Annotated in this window: 12 protein-coding genes, 2 tRNA genes and 3 rRNA genes; 7 read left to right on the top strand and 10 right to left on the bottom strand. The window is 57.3% G+C overall.

All coding sequences use genetic code 11. The features are described from left to right. Nucleotides 1-2 precede the first annotated feature (2 nt). The 7 genes from rrf to J3P76_RS03315 form a co-directional block, all read right to left on the bottom strand. A 5S ribosomal RNA gene (gene rrf, locus J3P76_RS03345) occupies nucleotides 3-118 on the bottom strand. Between the two features lie 154 nt (nucleotides 119-272). Further along, nucleotides 273-3,164: ribosomal RNA gene (locus J3P76_RS03340) — 23S ribosomal RNA — on the bottom strand. 250 nt (nucleotides 3,165-3,414) lie between these two features. After that, nucleotides 3,415-3,490, bottom strand: a tRNA-Ala gene (locus J3P76_RS03335). Between the two features lie 27 nt (nucleotides 3,491-3,517). Further along, nucleotides 3,518-3,594: transfer RNA gene (locus tag J3P76_RS03330), tRNA-Ile, on the bottom strand. Between the two features lie 65 nt (nucleotides 3,595-3,659). Then, nucleotides 3,660-5,198 (bottom strand): 16S ribosomal RNA (locus J3P76_RS03325). Together the 16S, 23S and 5S rRNA genes with 2 tRNA genes alongside form the textbook arrangement of a ribosomal RNA operon. Nucleotides 5,199-5,834: 636 nt before the next feature. Beyond that, nucleotides 5,835-7,328: a CoA-acylating methylmalonate-semialdehyde dehydrogenase gene (locus J3P76_RS03320; protein ID WP_434701486.1), complete on the bottom strand. Its 1,494-nt coding sequence runs from the start codon at nucleotides 7,326-7,328 to the stop codon at nucleotides 5,835-5,837. A 62-nt stretch (nucleotides 7,329-7,390) separates the two neighbouring features. Then, nucleotides 7,391-8,740, bottom strand: coding sequence for an aspartate aminotransferase family protein (locus J3P76_RS03315; protein ID WP_434607926.1), 1,350 nt, complete (start codon nucleotides 8,738-8,740; stop codon nucleotides 7,391-7,393). A 122-nt stretch (nucleotides 8,741-8,862) separates the two neighbouring features. Here J3P76_RS03315 and J3P76_RS03310 point away from each other — a divergent pair, with 122 nt between their 5' ends. The 5 genes from J3P76_RS03310 (at nucleotide 8,863) to J3P76_RS03290 (ending at nucleotide 13,768) form a co-directional block, all read left to right on the top strand. Further along, on the top strand, nucleotides 8,863-9,783 hold the full coding sequence (locus tag J3P76_RS03310; protein WP_434560819.1) for a LysR family transcriptional regulator: 921 nt from the start codon (nucleotides 8,863-8,865) through the stop codon (nucleotides 9,781-9,783). Nucleotides 9,784-9,887: 104 nt separating this feature from the next. Then, the gene (locus J3P76_RS03305; RefSeq protein ID WP_434701485.1) at nucleotides 9,888-10,550 is read left to right on the top strand and encodes a TetR/AcrR family transcriptional regulator; all 663 of its coding nucleotides are present in this window, start codon (nucleotides 9,888-9,890) and stop codon (nucleotides 10,548-10,550) included. Nucleotides 10,551-10,556: 6 nt separating this feature from the next. Then, on the top strand, nucleotides 10,557-11,150 hold the full coding sequence (locus J3P76_RS03300) for an IMPACT family protein (protein ID WP_420766308.1): 594 nt from the start codon (nucleotides 10,557-10,559) through the stop codon (nucleotides 11,148-11,150). A gap of 423 nt (nucleotides 11,151-11,573) precedes the next feature. Beyond that, entirely contained in the window at nucleotides 11,574-12,260 is a 687-nt protein-coding gene (locus J3P76_RS03295) for an SDR family oxidoreductase (RefSeq protein ID WP_420766307.1), read from the top strand. A gap of 149 nt (nucleotides 12,261-12,409) precedes the next feature. Next, entirely contained in the window at nucleotides 12,410-13,768 is a 1,359-nt protein-coding gene (locus J3P76_RS03290) for an 8-oxoguanine deaminase (RefSeq protein WP_420766306.1), read from the top strand. A gap of 60 nt (nucleotides 13,769-13,828) precedes the next feature. Here J3P76_RS03290 and J3P76_RS03285 read toward each other — a convergent pair whose 3' ends face one another. Continuing rightward, on the bottom strand, nucleotides 13,829-14,920 hold the full coding sequence (locus J3P76_RS03285) for a calcium:proton antiporter (RefSeq protein ID WP_420766305.1): 1,092 nt from the start codon (nucleotides 14,918-14,920) through the stop codon (nucleotides 13,829-13,831). 164 nt (nucleotides 14,921-15,084) lie between these two features. Here J3P76_RS03285 and J3P76_RS03280 point away from each other — a divergent pair, with 164 nt between their 5' ends. After that, a complete protein-coding gene (locus J3P76_RS03280) occupies nucleotides 15,085-16,038 on the top strand; it encodes an adenosine deaminase (protein ID WP_420766304.1) in 954 nt (317 codons plus the stop codon). A 116-nt stretch (nucleotides 16,039-16,154) separates the two neighbouring features. On the opposite strand, the gene J3P76_RS03275 is transcribed toward J3P76_RS03280, so the two are convergent. Both J3P76_RS03275 and J3P76_RS03270 read right to left on the bottom strand, forming a co-directional pair. After that, nucleotides 16,155-17,537, bottom strand: coding sequence for an MFS transporter (locus J3P76_RS03275; protein ID WP_434560827.1), 1,383 nt, complete (start codon nucleotides 17,535-17,537; stop codon nucleotides 16,155-16,157). An 85-nt stretch (nucleotides 17,538-17,622) separates the two neighbouring features. Then, nucleotides 17,623-18,357 carry an ArsR/SmtB family transcription factor gene (locus J3P76_RS03270; protein WP_420766302.1) on the bottom strand — a complete coding sequence of 245 codons (735 nt, stop codon included), beginning with the start codon at nucleotides 18,355-18,357 and terminating at the stop codon, nucleotides 17,623-17,625. Between the two features lie 357 nt (nucleotides 18,358-18,714). Here J3P76_RS03270 and J3P76_RS03265 point away from each other — a divergent pair, with 357 nt between their 5' ends. Beyond that, nucleotides 18,715-19,728 carry a zinc-binding alcohol dehydrogenase family protein gene (locus tag J3P76_RS03265; protein ID WP_434649045.1) on the top strand — a complete coding sequence of 338 codons (1,014 nt, stop codon included), beginning with the start codon at nucleotides 18,715-18,717 and terminating at the stop codon, nucleotides 19,726-19,728. Nucleotides 19,729-19,785: the final 57 nt, after the last annotated feature.

Here is a 19,785-nt window from a genome sequence, read left to right as displayed (position 1 = left end):
AATCTTGACGATGACCTACTCTCACATGGGGAAACCCCACACTACCATCGGCGATGCATCGTTTCACTTCTGAGTTCGGGATGGGATCAGGTGGTTCCAATGCTCTATGGTCGTCAAGAAATTCGGTAGCCAGCGCGTGCCTTGCGGTCACGTTCCAGCAAATGGGTATGTGATAGCGTGTTGCTTGTGAGTATCTCGAACTTTCGGTTCGTTTCGTCTTCACAACACCGCAATCTGGCCTCTTTCGAGTCTACAAATTGCTTGGGTGTTATATGGTCAAGCCTCACGGGCAATTAGTACAGGTTAGCTCAACGCCTCACAGCGCTTACACACCCTGCCTATCAACGTCGTAGTCTTCGACGGCCCTTCAGGGAGCTCAAGGCTCCAGTGAGATCTCATCTTGAGGCAAGTTTCCCGCTTAGATGCTTTCAGCGGTTATCTTTTCCGAACATAGCTACCCGGCAATGCCACTGGCGTGACAACCGGAACACCAGAGGTTCGTCCACTCCGGTCCTCTCGTACTAGGAGCAGCCCCTCTCAAATCTCAAACGTCCACGGCAGATAGGGACCGAACTGTCTCACGACGTTCTAAACCCAGCTCGCGTACCACTTTAAATGGCGAACAGCCATACCCTTGGGACCGGCTTCAGCCCCAGGATGTGATGAGCCGACATCGAGGTGCCAAACACCGCCGTCGATATGAACTCTTGGGCGGTATCAGCCTGTTATCCCCGGAGTACCTTTTATCCGTTGAGCGATGGCCCTTCCATACAGAACCACCGGATCACTAAGACCTACTTTCGTACCTGCTCGACGTGTCTGTCTCGCAGTCAAGCGCGCTTTTGCCTTTATACTCTACGACCGATTTCCGACCGGTCTGAGCGCACCTTCGTACTCCTCCGTTACTCTTTAGGAGGAGACCGCCCCAGTCAAACTACCCACCATACACTGTCCTCGATCCGGATAACGGACCTGAGTTAGAACCTCAAAGTTGCCAGGGTGGTATTTCAAGGATGGCTCCACGCAGACTGGCGTCCACGCTTCAAAGCCTCCCACCTATCCTACACAAGCAAATTCAAAGTCCAGTGCAAAGCTATAGTAAAGGTTCACGGGGTCTTTCCGTCTAGCCGCGGATACACTGCATCTTCACAGCGATTTCAATTTCACTGAGTCTCGGGTGGAGACAGCGCCGCCATCGTTACGCCATTCGTGCAGGTCGGAACTTACCCGACAAGGAATTTCGCTACCTTAGGACCGTTATAGTTACGGCCGCCGTTTACCGGGGCTTCGATCAAGAGCTTCGCGTTAGCTAACCCCATCAATTAACCTTCCGGCACCGGGCAGGCGTCACACCCTATACGTCCACTTTCGTGTTTGCAGAGTGCTGTGTTTTTAATAAACAGTCGCAGCGGCCTGGTATCTTCGACCGGCGTGGGCTTACGCAGCAAGTGCTTCACCCTCACCGGCGCACCTTCTCCCGAAGTTACGGTGCCATTTTGCCTAGTTCCTTCACCCGAGTTCTCTCAAGCGCCTTGGTATTCTCTACCCAACCACCTGTGTCGGTTTGGGGTACGGTTCCTGGTTACCTGAAGCTTAGAAGCTTTTCTTGGAAGCATGGCATCAACCACTTCGTCACCCAAAGGGTAACTCGTCATCAGCTCTCGGCCTTGAGATCCCGGATTTACCTAAGATCTCAGCCTACCACCTTAAACTTGGACAACCAACGCCAAGCTGGCCTAGCCTTCTCCGTCCCTCCATCGCAATAACCAGAAGTACAGGAATATTAACCTGTTTTCCATCGACTACGCTTTTCAGCCTCGCCTTAGGGACCGACTAACCCTGCGTCGATTAACGTTGCGCAGGAAACCTTGGTCTTTCGGCGTGGGTGTTTTTCACACCCATTGTCGTTACTCATGTCAGCATTCGCACTTCTGATACCTCCAGCAAGCTTCTCAACTCACCTTCACAGGCTTACAGAACGCTCCTCTACCGCATCACTTACGTGATACCCGTAGCTTCGGTGTATGGTTTGAGCCCCGTTACATCTTCCGCGCAGGCCGACTCGACTAGTGAGCTATTACGCTTTCTTTAAAGGGTGGCTGCTTCTAAGCCAACCTCCTAGCTGTCTAAGCCTTCCCACATCGTTTCCCACTTAACCATAACTTTGGGACCTTAGCTGACGGTCTGGGTTGTTTCCCTTTTCACGACGGACGTTAGCACCCGCCGTGTGTCTCCCATGCTCGGCACTTGTAGGTATTCGGAGTTTGCATCGGTTTGGTAAGTCGGGATGACCCCCTAGCCGAAACAGTGCTCTACCCCCTACAGTGATACATGAGGCGCTACCTAAATAGCTTTCGAGGAGAACCAGCTATCTCCGAGCTTGATTAGCCTTTCACTCCGATCCACAGGTCATCCGCTAACTTTTCAACGGTAGTCGGTTCGGTCCTCCAGTCAGTGTTACCTAACCTTCAACCTGCCCATGGATAGATCGCCCGGTTTCGGGTCTATTCCCAGCGACTAGACGCCCTATTAAGACTCGCTTTCGCTACGCCTCCCCTATTCGGTTAAGCTCGCCACTGAAAATAAGTCGCTGACCCATTATACAAAAGGTACGCAGTCACCCAACAAAGTGGGCTCCCACTGCTTGTACGCATACGGTTTCAGGATCTATTTCACTCCCCTCTCCGGGGTTCTTTTCGCCTTTCCCTCACGGTACTAGTTCACTATCGGTCAGTCAGTAGTATTTAGCCTTGGAGGATGGTCCCCCCATATTCAGACAAAGTTTCTCGTGCTCCGTCCTACTCGATTTCACTTCTAAGATCCTTTCGCGTACAGGGCTATCACCCACTATGGCCGCACTTTCCAGAGCGTTCCGCTAAAATCAAAGAAGCTTAAGGGCTAGTCCCCGTTCGCTCGCCACTACTAAGGGAATCTCGGTTGATTTCTTTTCCTCAGGGTACTTAGATGTTTCAGTTCCCCTGGTTCGCTTCTTGCACCTATGTATTCAGTATAAGATAACCATCTTATGATGGCTGGGTTCCCCCATTCAGACATCTCCGGATCACAGTCTGTTTGCCGACTCCCCGAAGCTTTTCGCAGGCTACCACGTCTTTCATCGCCTCTGACTGCCAAGGCATCCACCGTATGCGCTTCTTCACTTGACCATATAACCCCAAGCAATCTGGTTATACTGTGAAGACGACATTCGCCGAAAATTCGATCTGGCTCTAAGAGCCACTCACAAATTTTACCTTAGCCTGATCCGTTACCAGTGAAAGTAACGTTCAGTCTATCTTTCTATCACATACCCAAATTTTTAAAGAACGATCTAATCAAAAGACTAGAAATCAACATTCATCATCCCGCGGATGGAATGCTCATTTCTAAGCTTTAAACGTTGGAACCAATCTGTAATGGTGGAGCCAAGCGGGATCGAACCGCTGACCTCCTGCGTGCAAGGCAGGCGCTCTCCCAGCTGAGCTATGGCCCCGTATCGCTACAGGGTACACCATGAAATTGGTGGGTCTGGGCAGATTCGAACTGCCGACCTCACCCTTATCAGGGGTGCGCTCTAACCAACTGAGCTACAGACCCAATCGTCTTCTTCAATGAATCAAGCAATTCGTGTGGGAGCTCATGGAGCCGCTGCTGTCGTCGATTAAGGAGGTGATCCAGCCGCAGGTTCCCCTACGGCTACCTTGTTACGACTTCACCCCAGTCATGAATCACACCGTGGTAACCGTCCTCCCGAAGGTTAGACTAGCTACTTCTGGTGCAACCCACTCCCATGGTGTGACGGGCGGTGTGTACAAGGCCCGGGAACGTATTCACCGCGACATTCTGATTCGCGATTACTAGCGATTCCGACTTCACGCAGTCGAGTTGCAGACTGCGATCCGGACTACGATCGGTTTTGTGGGATTAGCTCCACCTCGCGGCTTGGCAACCCTCTGTACCGACCATTGTAGCACGTGTGTAGCCCAGGCCGTAAGGGCCATGATGACTTGACGTCATCCCCACCTTCCTCCGGTTTGTCACCGGCAGTCTCCTTAGAGTGCCCACCATAACGTGCTGGTAACTAAGGACAAGGGTTGCGCTCGTTACGGGACTTAACCCAACATCTCACGACACGAGCTGACGACAGCCATGCAGCACCTGTCTCAATGCTCCCGAAGGCACCAATCCATCTCTGGAAAGTTCATTGGATGTCAAGGCCTGGTAAGGTTCTTCGCGTTGCTTCGAATTAAACCACATGCTCCACCGCTTGTGCGGGCCCCCGTCAATTCATTTGAGTTTTAACCTTGCGGCCGTACTCCCCAGGCGGTCAACTTAATGCGTTAGCTGCGCCACTAAGAGCTCAAGGCTCCCAACGGCTAGTTGACATCGTTTACGGCGTGGACTACCAGGGTATCTAATCCTGTTTGCTCCCCACGCTTTCGCACCTCAGTGTCAGTATCAGTCCAGGTGGTCGCCTTCGCCACTGGTGTTCCTTCCTATATCTACGCATTTCACCGCTACACAGGAAATTCCACCACCCTCTACCATACTCTAGCTCGACAGTTTTGAATGCAGTTCCCAGGTTGAGCCCGGGGATTTCACATCCAACTTAACGAACCACCTACGCGCGCTTTACGCCCAGTAATTCCGATTAACGCTTGCACCCTCTGTATTACCGCGGCTGCTGGCACAGAGTTAGCCGGTGCTTATTCTGTCGGTAACGTCAAAACACTAACGTATTAGGTTAATGCCCTTCCTCCCAACTTAAAGTGCTTTACAATCCGAAGACCTTCTTCACACACGCGGCATGGCTGGATCAGGCTTTCGCCCATTGTCCAATATTCCCCACTGCTGCCTCCCGTAGGAGTCTGGACCGTGTCTCAGTTCCAGTGTGACTGATCATCCTCTCAGACCAGTTACGGATCGTCGCCTTGGTGAGCCATTACCTCACCAACTAGCTAATCCGACCTAGGCTCATCTGATAGCGCAAGGCCCGAAGGTCCCCTGCTTTCTCCCGTAGGACGTATGCGGTATTAGCGTCCGTTTCCGAGCGTTATCCCCCACTACCAGGCAGATTCCTAGGCATTACTCACCCGTCCGCCGCTCGCCACCAGGTACAAGTACCCGTGCTGCCGCTCGACTTGCATGTGTTAGGCCTGCCGCCAGCGTTCAATCTGAGCCATGATCAAACTCTTCAGTTCAAACATCTTTGGGTTTTGAGAAAACCCTAAACTTGGCTCAGCAATCGTTGGTTACATCTTTGATTTCTCGCGGAGTAACTTGTGATGCTGATAATCTGTTGACTAGCAGTCTGACTCCACAAGCACCCACACGAATTGCTTGATTCAGTTGTTAAAGAGCGGTGGGTTGAGCCTTTCGCCTCAACCGAGGCGCGCATTCTACAGCGCCCCGTGTATCTGTCAAGCGGTTATTTTAAGAAGTTTTCAAAGTTTCGCTTGGAAATCCTTAACAACTTCAACCACTTGCGCTTCCGATCTCTCGTTAGCGGGAGGCGAATTCTACAGCGTTACTCGCTGCTGTCAACACCTCTTTTTTACCGCTTTCGACCGAGAAGATCGAACCGTCGATAGCGCCCAACAAACCGGCCTACCCACTCCTTCCGCGCCTCGATGAACTGAAGCGAAGCACTTACCGAAACCTGGTTAACTCGTTGAAACTCAAGGAGTTTTCCGTTTCGACTGCGCCGGAAGTGGGGCGAATTATAGACATCCAGAATTTGCCGTCAACCCTTTATTTTCATAGTTCTGTCATATCAGTCAGAAACCCCGGGAATACAGAGGCCGACGCCCAGAGGCGCCGGCCTCTTCACTTACAGGTTACAAACTGGGAAATGCAAACTGCGAAGCCTCATGGCTGGCACGCTGCGGCCAGCGTTGGGTAATGGCCTTGCGACGGGTATAAAAACGCACCCCGTCCGGACCATAGGCATGCAAGTCACCAAAAAGTGAACGCTTCCAACCACCGAAGCTGTGATAGGCGACGGGCACTGGCAATGGAACATTGACGCCGACCATGCCGACTTCAATCTCATCGCAAAACAACCGCGCCGCTTCGCCGTCACGGGTAAAGATGCAGGTGCCGTTGCCATATTCGTGATCGTTGATCAGTTGCATCGCCTCTTCCAAGCTATTGACCCGGACGATACACAGCACCGGCCCGAAGATTTCTTCCTTGTAGATGCGCATCTCAGGCGTCACGCGGTCAAACAGGCAGCCACCCAGGAAAAAGCCTTCCTCGTGCCCAGCAACGCTCAAGCCACGACCATCGACAATCAATGATGCCCCCGCCGACACGCCCTCCTCTATATACCCACTGACCTTGTCACGGTGCTGCCCGGTAACAAGCGGCCCCATGTCCAATCCGCAAGTAGTCCCCGCACCTATCTTCAGTGCCTTGACCTGCGGCACCAACTTGGCCACCAGGGCATCCGCTACTTGATCGCCGACACATACCGCCACCGAAATCGCCATGCAGCGCTCACCGCACGAACCGTACGCCGCGCCCATCAAGGCGCTGACTGCGTTGTCCAGATCTGCATCCGGCATCAGCACCGCATGGTTCTTCGCACCACCCAGCGCCTGGACGCGCTTACCTCGACGAGTACCTTCGGCATAGATGTATTCAGCGATCGGTGTCGACCCGACAAAACTCAGCGCTTTTACCTCCGGCGCCTCGATCAAAGCATCCACTGCCGCCTTGTCGCCATGGACTACGTTCAATACACCTTTGGGCAAACCGGCTTCCAGCAAAAGCTGGGCGATCAGCAGTGTCGAACTCGGATCGCGCTCCGACGGCTTGAGAATGAAACAATTCCCACAGACGATAGCCAGCGGGTACATCCACAACGGCACCATTGCCGGGAAGTTGAACGGCGTGATACCCGCCACGACACCTAAAGGCTGGAAATCTGACCAAGCATCGATATTCGGCCCTACATTGCGACTGTATTCGCCCTTCAGGATTTCCGGCGCCGCACAGGCAAACTCAACGTTTTCGATACCCCGTTTGAGTTCCCCCGCCGCGTCTTCCAGGGTCTTGCCGTGTTCTTCGCTGATCAACTGGGCGATGCGCGACTCGTTCTGCTCCAGCAACTGCTTGAAACGGAACATTACTTGGGCGCGCTTCGCCGCCGGCGTGTTGCGCCAGGCCGGGAAAGCGGCCTTGGCGCCATCGATCGCCTGCTGGACAGTTGCGCGATCCGCCAGCGGTACTTGATGGATTGCCTGGCCGGTGGACGGGTTGAACACATCGGCTGTACGAGCGTTATCGGTCAACAGTTCGCCATTGATCAAATGCGGGATGAGGCTCATGGGGACTCCAGGAAAATGATCACCAGACGCCCATTAACGAGCGTCTCTCTATATAGAAGAAATCAGTCGATCTTGTTCAGCACTTCACCAACTGCGTCGAACAGGCGATCCAGGTCCTGCGGCTTGCTGTTGAACGTCGGCCCGAACTGCAAGGTATCGCCGCCAAAGCGCACATAGAACCCAGCCTTCCACAGTGCCATTCCCGCCTCGAAAGGACGCACGATAGCGTCGCCGTCACGGGGGGCGATCTGGATCGCCCCGGCCAAGCCAAAGTTGCGAATATCGATAACGTTTTTCGAGCCTTTCAAGCCATGCAATGCGGTCTCGAAATGCGGCGCCACCTCGGCCACACCCTGCACCAGATTTTCTTTTTGCAGCAGGTCCAACGCCGCCAGTCCCGCCGCGCACGCCACTGGGTGCGCCGAGTACGTATAGCCATGGGGAAATTCCACGGCATATTCAGGTGTCGGCTGGCTCATGAACGTCTGGTAGATTTCGCTGCTGGCAATGACCGCCCCCATCGGAATTGCACCGTTGGTGACTTGCTTGGCGATGCACATCACGTCCGGCGTCACGCCAAAGCTGTCGGCACCAAACATCGCGCCGGTACGACCGAACCCGGTGATCACTTCGTCAAACACCAGCAAAATGTTGTGCTGGTCGCAGATTTTCCGCAGACGCTTCAGGTATCCCTCTGGCGGCACCAGCACACCGGCGGACCCAGCCATCGGCTCGACAAACACGGCGGCGATATTGGAAGCGTCGTGCAGCTCGATCAACTTCAACAGCTCATCGGCCAAGGCGATCCCGCCCTCCTTGGGCATGCCGCGGGAATAGGCGTTACTGGCCAGCAAGGTATGGGGCAAATGATCAACATCCATCATGGCTTGGCCGAACAATTTGCGGTTGCCGCTGACCCCGCCCAGGCTGGTGCCGGCAATATTCACACCGTGATAACCGCGGGCACGACCGATCATCTTGGTCTTGGTGGCCTGCCCCTTGAGGCGCCAATAAGCGCGAACCATCTTCACTGCGGTATCGGCGCACTCGGAACCTGAATCGGTGAAGAACACATGGTTGAGGTTGCCCGGGGTCAGGTTGGTGATCTTTTCCGCCAATTGGAACGACAACGGATGTCCATACTGGAATCCCGGCGAGTAATCGAGCGTGCCCAGTTGCTTGGCGACCGCTTCCTGGATCTCCTTGCGGGTGTGCCCGGCGCCGCATGTCCACAATCCCGACAGCGAATCGTAGACCTTGCGTCCCTTGTCATCGGTCAGCCAGCTACCTTCGGCAGCGACGATCAGGCGAGGGTCGCGTTGGAAATTGCGATTGGCCGTATAAGGCATCCAATGAGCGTCCAGCTTGAGCTGGCTGGCCAGGGAACCGACAGCGTGTTCGGGCATGTTCATCGACAAAACCTCGCAAGACATAAACGGTATGAAATCAGGAGCGTTCTTGCGACTACGTTGCCACGGCGATAAAGTCGGTGAAACCCAGCTTTTCTAACCTTCAGTCAGCGGATTACTAAACTATGAGCATGCGTCGTTCCGATCCGCTGGCCCAGGTCAGCGACTTCGATATCCGCTTGCTGCGCATTTTCCGCAGCGTGGTGGAATGCGGTGGTTTTTCTGCCGCCGAAACGGTCCTCGGGATCGGCCGCTCGGCTATCAGCCAGCAGATGAATGATCTTGAACAACGCCTAGGGCTGCGCTTGTGCCAGCGTGGCCGCGCGGGCTTTTCCCTGACTGAAGAAGGCCGCGAGGTCTATCAGTCGGCGCTGCAACTATTAAGTGCGCTGGAAAGTTTCCGTACCGAGGTCAACGGCCTCCATCAACATTTACGCGGCGAATTGATCATTGGCCTGACGGACAACCTTGTCACCCTGCCGCATATGCGTATCACCCACGCCTTGGCCCAGTTGAAAGAACGCGGGCCAGACGTGCAAATCCAGATTCGCATGATCGCACCCAACGAAGTCGAGCAAGGCGTACTCGACGGTCGCCTTCACGTCGGCGTGGTCCCCCAGGCCAGCGCCCTTTCAGGTCTTGAATACCAACCGCTCTACAGCGAACGCTCGCTGCTGTATTGCGCGGTCGGTCATCCACTGTTTTACGTGGACGACCAGCAACTCGAAGACGCTCGCCTCAATACCCAAGACGCCATCGCGCCAACCTTTCGCTTGCCGGCCGACATCCAGGCCCATTACCAGGCACTGAACTGCACGGCCAGCGCATCGGACCGCGAAGGCATGGCGTTTCTGATTCTCACGGGTCGTTATATCGGTTATCTACCAGATCACTACGCCAATCTCTGGGTACAACAAGGTCGCCTACGCGCGCTCAAACCCTTCGCGCGTTTCTACGACCTGAGCCTGGCATCAGTCACGCGCAAGGGACGTCGCCCTCATTTGGTGCTGGAAAGCTTCCTCGAAAATCTCGCGGCAACACGCTGAATTTCTTCAACGTGCCGCTTTTATAGCCGCAGCACTTGTCTGATCCGCGCCGGTGCGCTATGAACGCATTTGCCCGCACCCACAGACCCAGCCCGGAAACGTCCATGACTTTTGAAGTTCCCGCCCATGGCGGCAAGCCTACCGGCCGCATTCGTCAACAGAACGAAGAGACCATCCTCAGGGCCGCCGAGGATGAGTTCGCTCGTCACGGTTTCAAGGGCACCAGCATGAATACGATTGCCTTGAAGGCTGGATTGCCCAAGGCCAACCTCCACTACTATTTCACCAATAAGCTCGGGCTCTACGTGGCGGTATTGAGCAACATCATCGAGTTATGGGACAGCACGTTCAATTCCCTGACGGCCGAAGACGATCCGGCGCAGGCATTGACCCGCTACATCCGCGCCAAGATGGAGTTCTCGCGGCGCCAACCTCAGGCATCGCGGATCTTCGCCATGGAAGTGATCAGTGGCGGCGAGTGCCTGAGCGAATATTTCAACCAGGACTATCAGGCCTGGTTCAAGAGCCGAGCGGCTGTTTTCCAGGCTTGGATCGATGCAGGAAAAATGGACCCGGTCGATCCGGTGCATCTCATCTTCCTGCTATGGGGCAGCACCCAGCATTATGCCGACTTTGCTACCCAGATCTGCCGCGTGACCGGTCGCAGCAAGCTGACCAAGCAAGACATGATCGACGCTGGCGACAACTTGATCCGTATCATTCTAAAAGGCTGCGGCCTGACACCTGACCTCTCATACAGATCCTAGGACTACATGCCTTATACCCTCGCCGGCTTTTGTGAGTACCGTGAAGAAATCCGCAAAAGCCGTTTCATTACCCTTGCCGCCGCCATCAACAGCCCTGCCGAGGCCCAGGCCTTTATCGAACAGCACAGCGACCTGGCCGCCACGCACAATTGCTGGGCCTGGAAATTCGGCAACCAGTACCGCAGCAGCGACGATGGCGAACCAGGCGGTACCGCCGGACGTCCGATCCTGGCAGCCATCCAGGCCCAAGCCTGCGATCAGGTGGTGGTGCTCGTGATCCGCTGGTACGGCGGAATCCAGCTGGGGACCGGTGGGTTGGCGCGGGCGTACGGCGGCGGTGCAAACAAATGCCTGCAAAACGCCGAGAAGATTGAATTGATCAGCCGCGTGGGGCTGCGCTGCGTTTGCGGGTTCGCGGAACTGGCCCTGGTGAAACTGCGCACAACCGAATGCGGGGGGTTGGTGAACGCCGAGCATTTCACCGCCGATGGTGTAGAGCTTCAATTGGCGGTGGGCGAAGAACACATCGAAACGCTGCAGGCACGGCTGGCCGACCTGAGTCGCGGGCACATACGCCTGGAGCGTGAGACCGCCGTGTGACGGCAAAACGCGGATTTGCCCACACGCGCTGTGCACCCGCTTGTGGATAACCTGGGCGTACCACGCTGTAACCCTTCTGTCATGCGGCTTTCGGGGATTTGTACATTTTTCGTACAGGGGCATCCAGACTTCAGAGATCCGTCAGCAAAACAATCACTTGCGGCGCTTTATCACCTTTAGAAGAAAGCCGCCCGGGGCTTATTCCCGACCTTGGAGCTTGCGCACAATTACTGTGGAACAAGCTGTGGATAACCCGTTCATGGGTCCAGCAGCCTCAGTAACGGCATGGACCGCAGCCGCTTGATCAATTTTTAATCAATCGATACGGTGATACAAACCCGACGCGTTGCGTCACGAGTTGAAACAACGGCTCGGGCAATGTTGTCCATTAAATCCATGGCCTTTTCTTTCAAGGATGCCTTCATGAATTCGGCGAAAAATGCATTGATCATCGGTGCTTCCAGGGGCTTGGGCCTGGGTTTGGTAAAGACGTTGCTCAGCGACGGCTGGAACGTCACTGCTACCGTGCGCAACCCGCAGCACGCGGACGCCTTGAAAGCGCTGGGTCCGGTGCGAATCGAAAGGCTCGACATGGACGACCAGCAAGCCGTCATCGCCTTGAGCCAGCAACTCAAGGGCGAAATCTTCGACCTGCTGTTCGTCAACGCCGGCGTAAAGGGCCCGGCCAATCAGAACCCTGGCGGCGCAACGCTGGCGGAGGTGGGCCAATTGTTCTTCACCAACGCAGTGGCACCGATCAATCTGGCCCAGCGCTTCGTCGGGCAGATTCGCGAACGTAGCGGCGTGCTGGCTTTCATGAGCTCCGTACTGGGCAGCGTGACCATGCCCGACGCGCCGGAACTGGCGTTGTACAAGGCAAGCAAAGCCGCCCTCAACTCAATGACCAACAGTTTCGTCAGTCAATTGGGCGAGCAGTCGCTGACCGTACTGTCCCTGCATCCGGGCTGGGTGAAGACCGACATGGGCGGTGAAGGTGCCGAGATAGACGTACCGACCAGTACCCGTGGGCTGATCGACCAGGTCAATGCCTTCACCGGCAAGGGCGGGCATCACTTCGTCAATTACAGGGGCGAGACGATTCCCTGGTAAACGCCACCCATTACGTCGCCGGGGACTGGATATGTGCCGAACAACCTGAGTAAACTCCGACCCGCGCCCTCCCATGGCGCCCCTGGATCAGCAGACAGGGCATCACTGAGCTGGCTAACCTGAACCCACTTTCAGAGGAGCCGGCCATCATGCCTGCGACCCGTACCTGGTTAAAAAATCCCCTCGCCGTCTTCACGGCCAACGGCCTCGATGCCCGTGGCGGTCTCGTCCTGCAGGACGGTGCGATCGTCGAACTGCTGGGCCTCGGCCAGCAACCTCGCCAGCCCTGCGACCTAGTCTTTGACGCCCGCGATCATGTAATCCTGCCTGGGCTGATCAACACTCATCACCACTTCTATCAGACCCTCACCCGCGCCTGGGCACCGGTGGTCAACCAGCCGCTATTCCCTTGGTTGAAAACCCTCTATCCCGTATGGGCACGACTGACGCCGGAAAAACTCGCCCTGGCAAGCAAGGTGGCGCTGGCTGAACTGCTGCTCTCAGGCTGCACGACGGCGGCCGATCATCATTATCTGTTCCCGCAAGGCCTGGAAAATGCGATCGATGTGCAGGTTCAAAGCGTTCGCGAGCTGGGCATGCGCGCAATGCTGACTCGCGGCTCCATGAGCCTGGGCGAAGCCGACGGTGGCTTGCCGCCGCAACAGACCGTCCAGCAGGGCCAGGTGATTCTCGACGACAGCCAGCGATTGATTGCCCGCTATCACCAACGAGGCGATGGCGCGCAGATCCAGATTGCCTTGGCGCCGTGCTCGCCGTTTTCAGTCACGCCCGAGATCATGAGCGCCAGCGCCGAACTTGCGGAAAAACTCGACGTACGCCTGCACACGCACCTGGCCGAGACCCTCGACGAAGAAGATTTCTGCCTGCAACGCTTCGGCCTGCGCACCGTCGATTACCTGGACAGCGTCGGCTGGCTGGGCCCGCGCACCTGGCTGGCCCATGGCATTCATTTCAATCCGGACGAAATCGTCCGTCTCGGCGCCGCCGGCACCGGTATCTGTCATTGCCCCAGCTCGAACATGCGCCTGGCCTCGGGGATCTGTCCGACGCTAGAACTCACTGCCGCCGGCGCCCCGCTGGGCCTGGGGGTTGACGGCTCAGCCTCCAACGATGCCTCGAACATGATCCTGGAAGCCCGCCAAGCGCTCTATATCCAGCGCCTGCGCTACGGCGCACAAGCGATCACACCGGAACGAGTACTGGGCTGGGCCACCCGGGGTTCGGCGCAATTGCTGGGGCGCAGCGACATCGGTGAATTGGCGGTGGGCAAGCAGGCTGACCTGGCGCTATTCAAACTTGATGAGTTGCGCTTTTCCGGCAGCCACGACCCGATCTCGGCACTGCTGCTGTGCGGTGCCGATCGGGCGGATCGAGTTATGGTTGCAGGCGAGTGGCGTGTGATCGACGGACAGATCGAAGGCCTCGACCTGAAAGGGTTGATTGCCGATCACAGCCAGGCCGCGCGGGAGCTGATTGCTGCATCGTGACCCAATCAAAGGACGAATGTGGGAGCGAGTCTGCTCGCTTCCTACAAGGACTCTGACAAGCTAAAGGCCCAGCAACGACAACATCACAAACGTCGCAAACAACACAAAATGGGTCATCCCCTCGATGGCGTTGGTTTCGCCATCGTTGAGGTTGATGGCGCTGACGATCAGGGTGATGAAAATCATCACCGTCTGCACCGGCGTCATCGCCATCTGGAAAGGTTGCCCGGTGTAGAGCGCCATCGCTTCCATCACCGGCACGGTCAGGATCACGGTGGACAACGACGCCCCCAGCGCGATGTTGACCACCGACTGCATGCGATTGGCCAGGGCTGCGCGCAGGGCCGTGAGGATCTCCGGCGCAGCGGAGATGGCCGCCACCAGGATTGCCGTGACCACCGGCGGCGCGCCGGAGCCCTCCAGCCCCAGGTCGATGGCTTTGGACATGACTTCTGCCAGCGCACCGATTACCACTACGCCAAACACTAATGCGCCGATGGAAAATGCCAGGCTGATGGGTTTCGGCTCGGTTTCCACGGGCTCTTTCCTGCGGCGCTTTTGCGGGTAGCTGTAGCTGAAAAAATAGCTGTGGGGTCCCACCTGCATCCGTAGGAACAAGGTATACAACACGACCATCGCGCCGATGGTGAACGCCGAATAATGTTTCCAGTTTTCCTGTGGAATGAACTCCGGCACCACCATCGACACGCCCATGGCGGTGAGAATCATCACGCTGTAGGTGCGCGCCGAGTCATCGTTATAGACCTGCTCGCCATGCTTGAGCCCCCCCATCAAAGCCGCGAGCCCGAGAATGCCGTTGATGTCGAGCATGACCGCAGAATAAATCGTGTCTCGTACCAGGGTGGGTGATGCCTCGTTACTCATCATGATCGCCAGGATCACGACTTCCACCAGCACCGCCGACAAGGTCAGGATCATGGTGCCGTAGGGATCGCCAACCTTTTCCGCCAACAGTTCCGCGTGATGAGCAACGCGCATGGACGCAGAAACAATAAAACCGATCAGCACCAACCCACTCGCCAGCGCCACGGCCTGCCCGCTGCCCAGAAACCAATGTTCCAGCGGGTAGGCGACGAAGGCGGCGAGCAGGGCCAACAACAGCAGTTTTTCTTGCTTGATCAACGAGAACATCGTGGGCCTGGCAATGGACGGGTCATGAGCTACTAGACTGTGACGGGCCGGGAACGTTTCGTGCGGATGCGGCCTGCGCAGTGGATCACCCGGTCAGGTTTTACCAGACATCGGCGCCTACCCCTGTAGAATGCCCGCCATCGATTCGCTGATGAGAAAAAGACATGTACGACTGGCTGAACGCCTTGCCCAAGGCTGAACTGCACCTGCACCTGGAAGGCTCGCTGGAGCCTGAGTTGCTGTTTGCCCTGGCCGAACGCAACAAGATCGCCCTGCCATGGAACGACGTTGACACCCTGCGCCAGGCCTACGCCTTCAACAACCTGCAGGAATTTCTCGACCTGTACTACCAGGGCGCCGACGTGCTGCGCACCTCCCAGGATTTCTATGACCTGACCTGGGCCTACCTGCTGCGTTGCAAGGCGCAGAACGTGATCCACACCGAACCGTTCTTCGATCCCCAGACCCACACCGATCGCGGCATTCCATTCGAAGTGGTGCTCAACGGCATCGCCGCCGCCCTCAAGGACGGCGAACAGCAACTGGGCATCACCAGCGGCCTGATCCTGAGTTTCCTGCGCCACCTGAGCGAAGAACAGGCCGAGCAGACCCTCGACCAGGCGCTGCCGTTCCGTGACGCGTTCGTGGCCGTCGGCCTCGACAGCTCGGAGATGGGCCATCCACCAAGCAAATTCCAGCGGGTGTTCGACCGCGCGCGAAACGAAGGTTTCCTGACCGTCGCCCACGCTGGCGAGGAAGGTCCGCCCGAGTACATCTGGGAAGCCTTGGACCTGCTGAAGATCCAGCGCATCGACCACGGCGTTCGGGCAATCGAAGATGAACGGCTGATGCAGCGAATCATCGACGAGCAAATCCCGCTGACGGTGTGCCCGTTGTCCAACACCAAGCTCTGCGTGTTCGACGACATGTCGCAGCACAACATCCTCGATATGCTCGAACGCGGCGTGAAGGTAACGGTGAACTCCGATGACCCGGCGTATTTCGGCGGCTACGTCACCGAAAACTTCCATGCGCTGCATACGCATTTGGGCATGACTCAAGACCAGGCCAAGCGCTTGGCGCAAAACAGCCTGGATGCGCGACTGGTAAAACCTTAAGCCCGTCTCAACGCCTGTGGAAGCGAGCTTGCTCGCGATGGCGGTCGATCATTCAACATTGATGTTGGCTGACCCGGCGCTATCGCGAGCAAGCTCGCTCCCACAGGAGACTGTGTTCAGTCAGCGACATTCGCTTCGCTCAACTCCTCCAGCGTCTTGCCCCGCGTCTCCATTCCGTACAACCAGACCACACCCGCCGCCACCGCAAAGCACAGCGCGCCCAGGGCAAACACACCGCCTTGCCCGGTGATCGGAAATACCAACCCTGTTACCAAGGGCCCAAGCAGCGAACCGATGCGTCCGACCGCCGAGGCAAAGCCCGATCCCGTGGCTCTCGCCGAAGTGGGGTAAAGCTCCGGTGTATAGGTGTAAAGCACCGCCCACATGCCGAACAGGAAGAACTGCATCAACAGTCCGGTGCTTATCAGCAGGCCGACGTTGCCGCCGAACACCGCGCTCTGACCATACAGAAATGCCATGACCCCGCCGCCCAGCAGCGTGATGATGCACACCGGCTTGCGCCCCCAACGTTCCACCAGCCAGGCCGCCATCAGGAAACCGGGGATCCCGCCCAGAGAAATCAGAACCGTGTAGTAGACCGACTGCGTCACCGCAAAACCCGATTGCTGCAACAAGGCGCTGAGCCAGGACGTCAGCCCGTAGAACCCGAGCAGGGCAAAGAACCAGACGCTCCAGATCATCACCGTGCGTTGGCGATACAACGGTGACCAAATCTGCGCCAAAGCCGAGAAAAAGTTGCCAGGCACGGTCGCCAGCCTCGGCAGGCGAATGGGCTCGGGCAAATCGTGCGTGCCCAGCGAGGCGCGGACTTTGTCTTCGATCCGCTTGAGCACGGCATCCGCTTCATCGCCCCGGCCAGCCTGCTCCAGCCAACGCGGCGATTCGGGAATGAAAAAACGAATCACCAGGACGAAGACCGCCGGCACCGCCAATACCAGGAAAATGTCACGCCAGCCGATCACCGGCAGGAGGAAATACGACAACACGCCCGCCGCCACAAAGCCCAGCGGCCAGAAGCCGTCCATCAAGGCGATGTAGCGTCCACGGCGCTTCGCTGGAATAAGCTCCGAAAGCATCGACTGGGCGATTGGAAACTCCATGCCCATGCCGACGCCCAACAGGACACGAAACAACGTCAATGTCTCGATGTCCTGGGCGGTGGAACACAGGTAACTGGCCACCCCCCACAGTACGATGCTCCACTGGAACACCGGCTTTCGCCCAAACCGATCGGCCAACATGCCCGACAGCGAGGCGCCCACCACCATGCCAAAAAAGCTCGAGCTGGCCAGCAACCCTGCCTGGGCCGAACTCAGGCCGAACTCGGTTTTGATCGACCCCAGCAAGAACGTCATCATGGCCAGGTCCATGGAGTCGAAGAAAAACGCCAAGGCGATGATGATGAATATGACCCGGTGATAGCCGCTGATCGGCAATCGCTCCAGTCGTTCCGCGGCACTGTAAACGTGAGTGTCCATTGCATTCCCCAATCCGAAAGAACCCCAGACCGAGTGTGCGCGAACCTCACAGGCGACTATTGCTGATAGCGACCTGCCGACAGCCCTAGAGCGCCATTTCCAAGGTGTCCTGCCTGGCGAACCGATGGATTTCCTGCTGGCCGAGGGTGGTCACCTGCAGGGCCCTCGAGTCATTTGGAAGGCTCAGCCAACCCGATTGCATGAACAACTGCAGCAACGCAGCCCCCAGCGCGCCACCCAAGTGCGGGCGCCGCTCACTCCAATCAGGGCAGGGGCAAGCAATGCGCGCGTTGCGATGAGCCAGTGCCTGGATGAACAGGCCACGCCCGGCCAACTGGTTCGCGCCCTTGTGCGTGACGATTACCCGCTGCTCAACCTGTTCAAGCCATCCGGCATCCAACAATCGCTGATACAGATCCGCCGCCAGGGTACCGCCCAGATGATCATCGCAAAGCCTGGCGCGCATCAGCGAAGCCGGTGCCGTCGGCGCCTTGGTTGGCATGAGGCCGCGTTTGAAAACTTCTGGAACCTGTCGCGGCGTGCTGGCAAGGGTTGCACTCGCCAACGCCTCGACGGCGGCACCGATCTCGGGGGCCGCCAGGCGAAAAAAACGCTTGCGGCCGCGGACTTCGACTTTCAACAGACCGCCCGTGGATAACCGCCCCAGGTGGGCGTTGGCCGAAGAGGGCGAAAGCCCGGCCAGCAAAGCCAATTCATCGGCCTGTCGGGCCGTACCATCCATCAACGCCCACATCATCGCGCTACGCTTTGGGTCGGCCAGCAGCGTGGCAATCTGGCTGATGCAAGGTGCATGTTCCATGTATTCACTCCCTGTTGAATCGTCTGTCTACTGCTTTGGGGCATATTGACCCGTAAGAAGGTGCCGCCCAAAGCGGCTGACCGCCTGGAAGACCGGCATGCCCGTGCGGACTTCGCTTGCCGTCGTGCCCGTTTCAACGCTGACACAGGCGGCCGCTAGTATAAGCGTGCGGATCAAGGTTTCCTGTCCTCCAGAAACCTTTGGAGGCGATTGTGCGTGAGGGAAAAATCTCTATTTGCCCGCGACTAATGGTCATTATCAAAAAAACACTGAAAGAGCCTGTTGGTTTAGCCGCTTTTACCCCGCCCCCAAATCGCCAAACATGGGCGCCATCGTCCCTGCTTACGGAGCCGCTTCATGAAAGCCATCGCCTATTACCAATCACTGCCCATCAGCGATCCTCGCGCGCTGCAAGACGTCGAGCTGCCGGAGCCGGTTGCCGGCCCGAGAGATTTGCTGGTGGAGGTCAAGGCCATCTCGGTCAACCCCGTCGATACCAAGGTTCGCCAGAACGTGCAGCCAGAAGGCGGTGCCGGCAAGGTATTGGGCTGGGACGTGGCTGGAGTCGTCAAGGCCGTGGGCAGCGAAGTCACGCTGTTCAAGGCTGGCGACAAGGTGTTCTACGCCGGATCCATCGCCAGGGCCGGTGGCAACAGCGAAATGCATGTGGTGGATGAGCGTATCGTCGGCCACATGCCCAAGACCCTCGGTTTCGCCGAAGCCGCCGCGCTGCCGCTCACGGCGATCACCGCCTGGGAACTACTGTTCGACCGGCTGCAGATAAAAGAAGGCCAGGATGACCAGGGCCAGACCCTGCTGATTGTCGGCGCCGCCGGGGGCGTGGGTTCGATCCTGACGCAACTGGCCAGCCAGCTCACCGGCCTCAAGGTCATCGGTACCGCGTCCCGACCGCAGACAGTGGATTGGGTGCGTGACCTGGGTGCCGACCTGGTGGTCGATCACAGCCAGCCGCTGAGCGAAGTCCTCAAGCAGGCAGGCCAGGCTCAAGTGACCCACGTGGCCAGCCTGACCCAGACCGACCAGCACCTGGATCAATTGGTCGAAGCCTTGGCGCCCCAAGGCAAGCTGGCCCTCATCGACGACCCGAAATCCCTGGACGTGACCAAGCTCAAGCGCAAGAGCCTGTCCTTGCATTGGGAGTTCATGTACACCCGTTCCCTGTTCGAGACAGCCGACATGCTTGAACAGCACAAGCTGCTCAATCGCGTGGCGGGATTGATCGACGCCGGCACCTTGAAAACAACGGTGGGCGAACATTTCGGCGTGATCAATGCAGAGAACCTGCGCCGAGCCCACGCATTGCTTGAAAGTGGGAAGGCCAAGGGTAAGATCGTGCTTGAAGGATTCTGATGCCGGGCAGTCGCCCGTGGCGAGGGAGCTTGCTCCCTCGCCACAAAAGCCTGCACC

Source organism: Pseudomonas sp. D1-36 (assembly GCF_051132205.1).
GTDB lineage: Bacteria > Pseudomonadota > Gammaproteobacteria > Pseudomonadales > Pseudomonadaceae > Aquipseudomonas.
The sequence above is the reverse complement of the archived record's forward strand: the minus strand, read 5'-3'. Positions and strand labels throughout refer to the sequence as shown.

Excerpts from the sequence above, each read along its gene's own strand:
- J3P76_RS03320 (WP_434701486.1), bottom strand. The coding sequence starts at position 7,328 with ATGAGCCTCATCCCGCATTTGATCAATGGCGAACTGTTGACCGATAAC.
- J3P76_RS03315 (WP_434607926.1), bottom strand. The coding sequence starts at position 8,740 with ATGAACATGCCCGAACACGCTGTCGGTTCCCTGGCCAGCCAGCTCAAG.
- J3P76_RS03310 (WP_434560819.1), top strand. The coding sequence starts at position 8,863 with ATGAGCATGCGTCGTTCCGATCCGCTGGCCCAGGTCAGCGACTTCGAT.
- J3P76_RS03305 (WP_434701485.1), top strand. The coding sequence starts at position 9,888 with ATGACTTTTGAAGTTCCCGCCCATGGCGGCAAGCCTACCGGCCGCATT.
- J3P76_RS03300 (WP_420766308.1), top strand. The coding sequence starts at position 10,557 with ATGCCTTATACCCTCGCCGGCTTTTGTGAGTACCGTGAAGAAATCCGC.
- J3P76_RS03295 (WP_420766307.1), top strand. The coding sequence starts at position 11,574 with ATGAATTCGGCGAAAAATGCATTGATCATCGGTGCTTCCAGGGGCTTG.
- J3P76_RS03290 (WP_420766306.1), top strand. The coding sequence starts at position 12,410 with ATGCCTGCGACCCGTACCTGGTTAAAAAATCCCCTCGCCGTCTTCACG.
- J3P76_RS03285 (WP_420766305.1), bottom strand. The coding sequence starts at position 14,920 with ATGTTCTCGTTGATCAAGCAAGAAAAACTGCTGTTGTTGGCCCTGCTC.
- J3P76_RS03280 (WP_420766304.1), top strand. The coding sequence starts at position 15,085 with ATGTACGACTGGCTGAACGCCTTGCCCAAGGCTGAACTGCACCTGCAC.
- J3P76_RS03275 (WP_434560827.1), bottom strand. The coding sequence starts at position 17,537 with ATGGACACTCACGTTTACAGTGCCGCGGAACGACTGGAGCGATTGCCG.
- J3P76_RS03270 (WP_420766302.1), bottom strand. The coding sequence starts at position 18,357 with ATGGAACATGCACCTTGCATCAGCCAGATTGCCACGCTGCTGGCCGAC.
- J3P76_RS03265 (WP_434649045.1), top strand. The coding sequence starts at position 18,715 with ATGAAAGCCATCGCCTATTACCAATCACTGCCCATCAGCGATCCTCGC.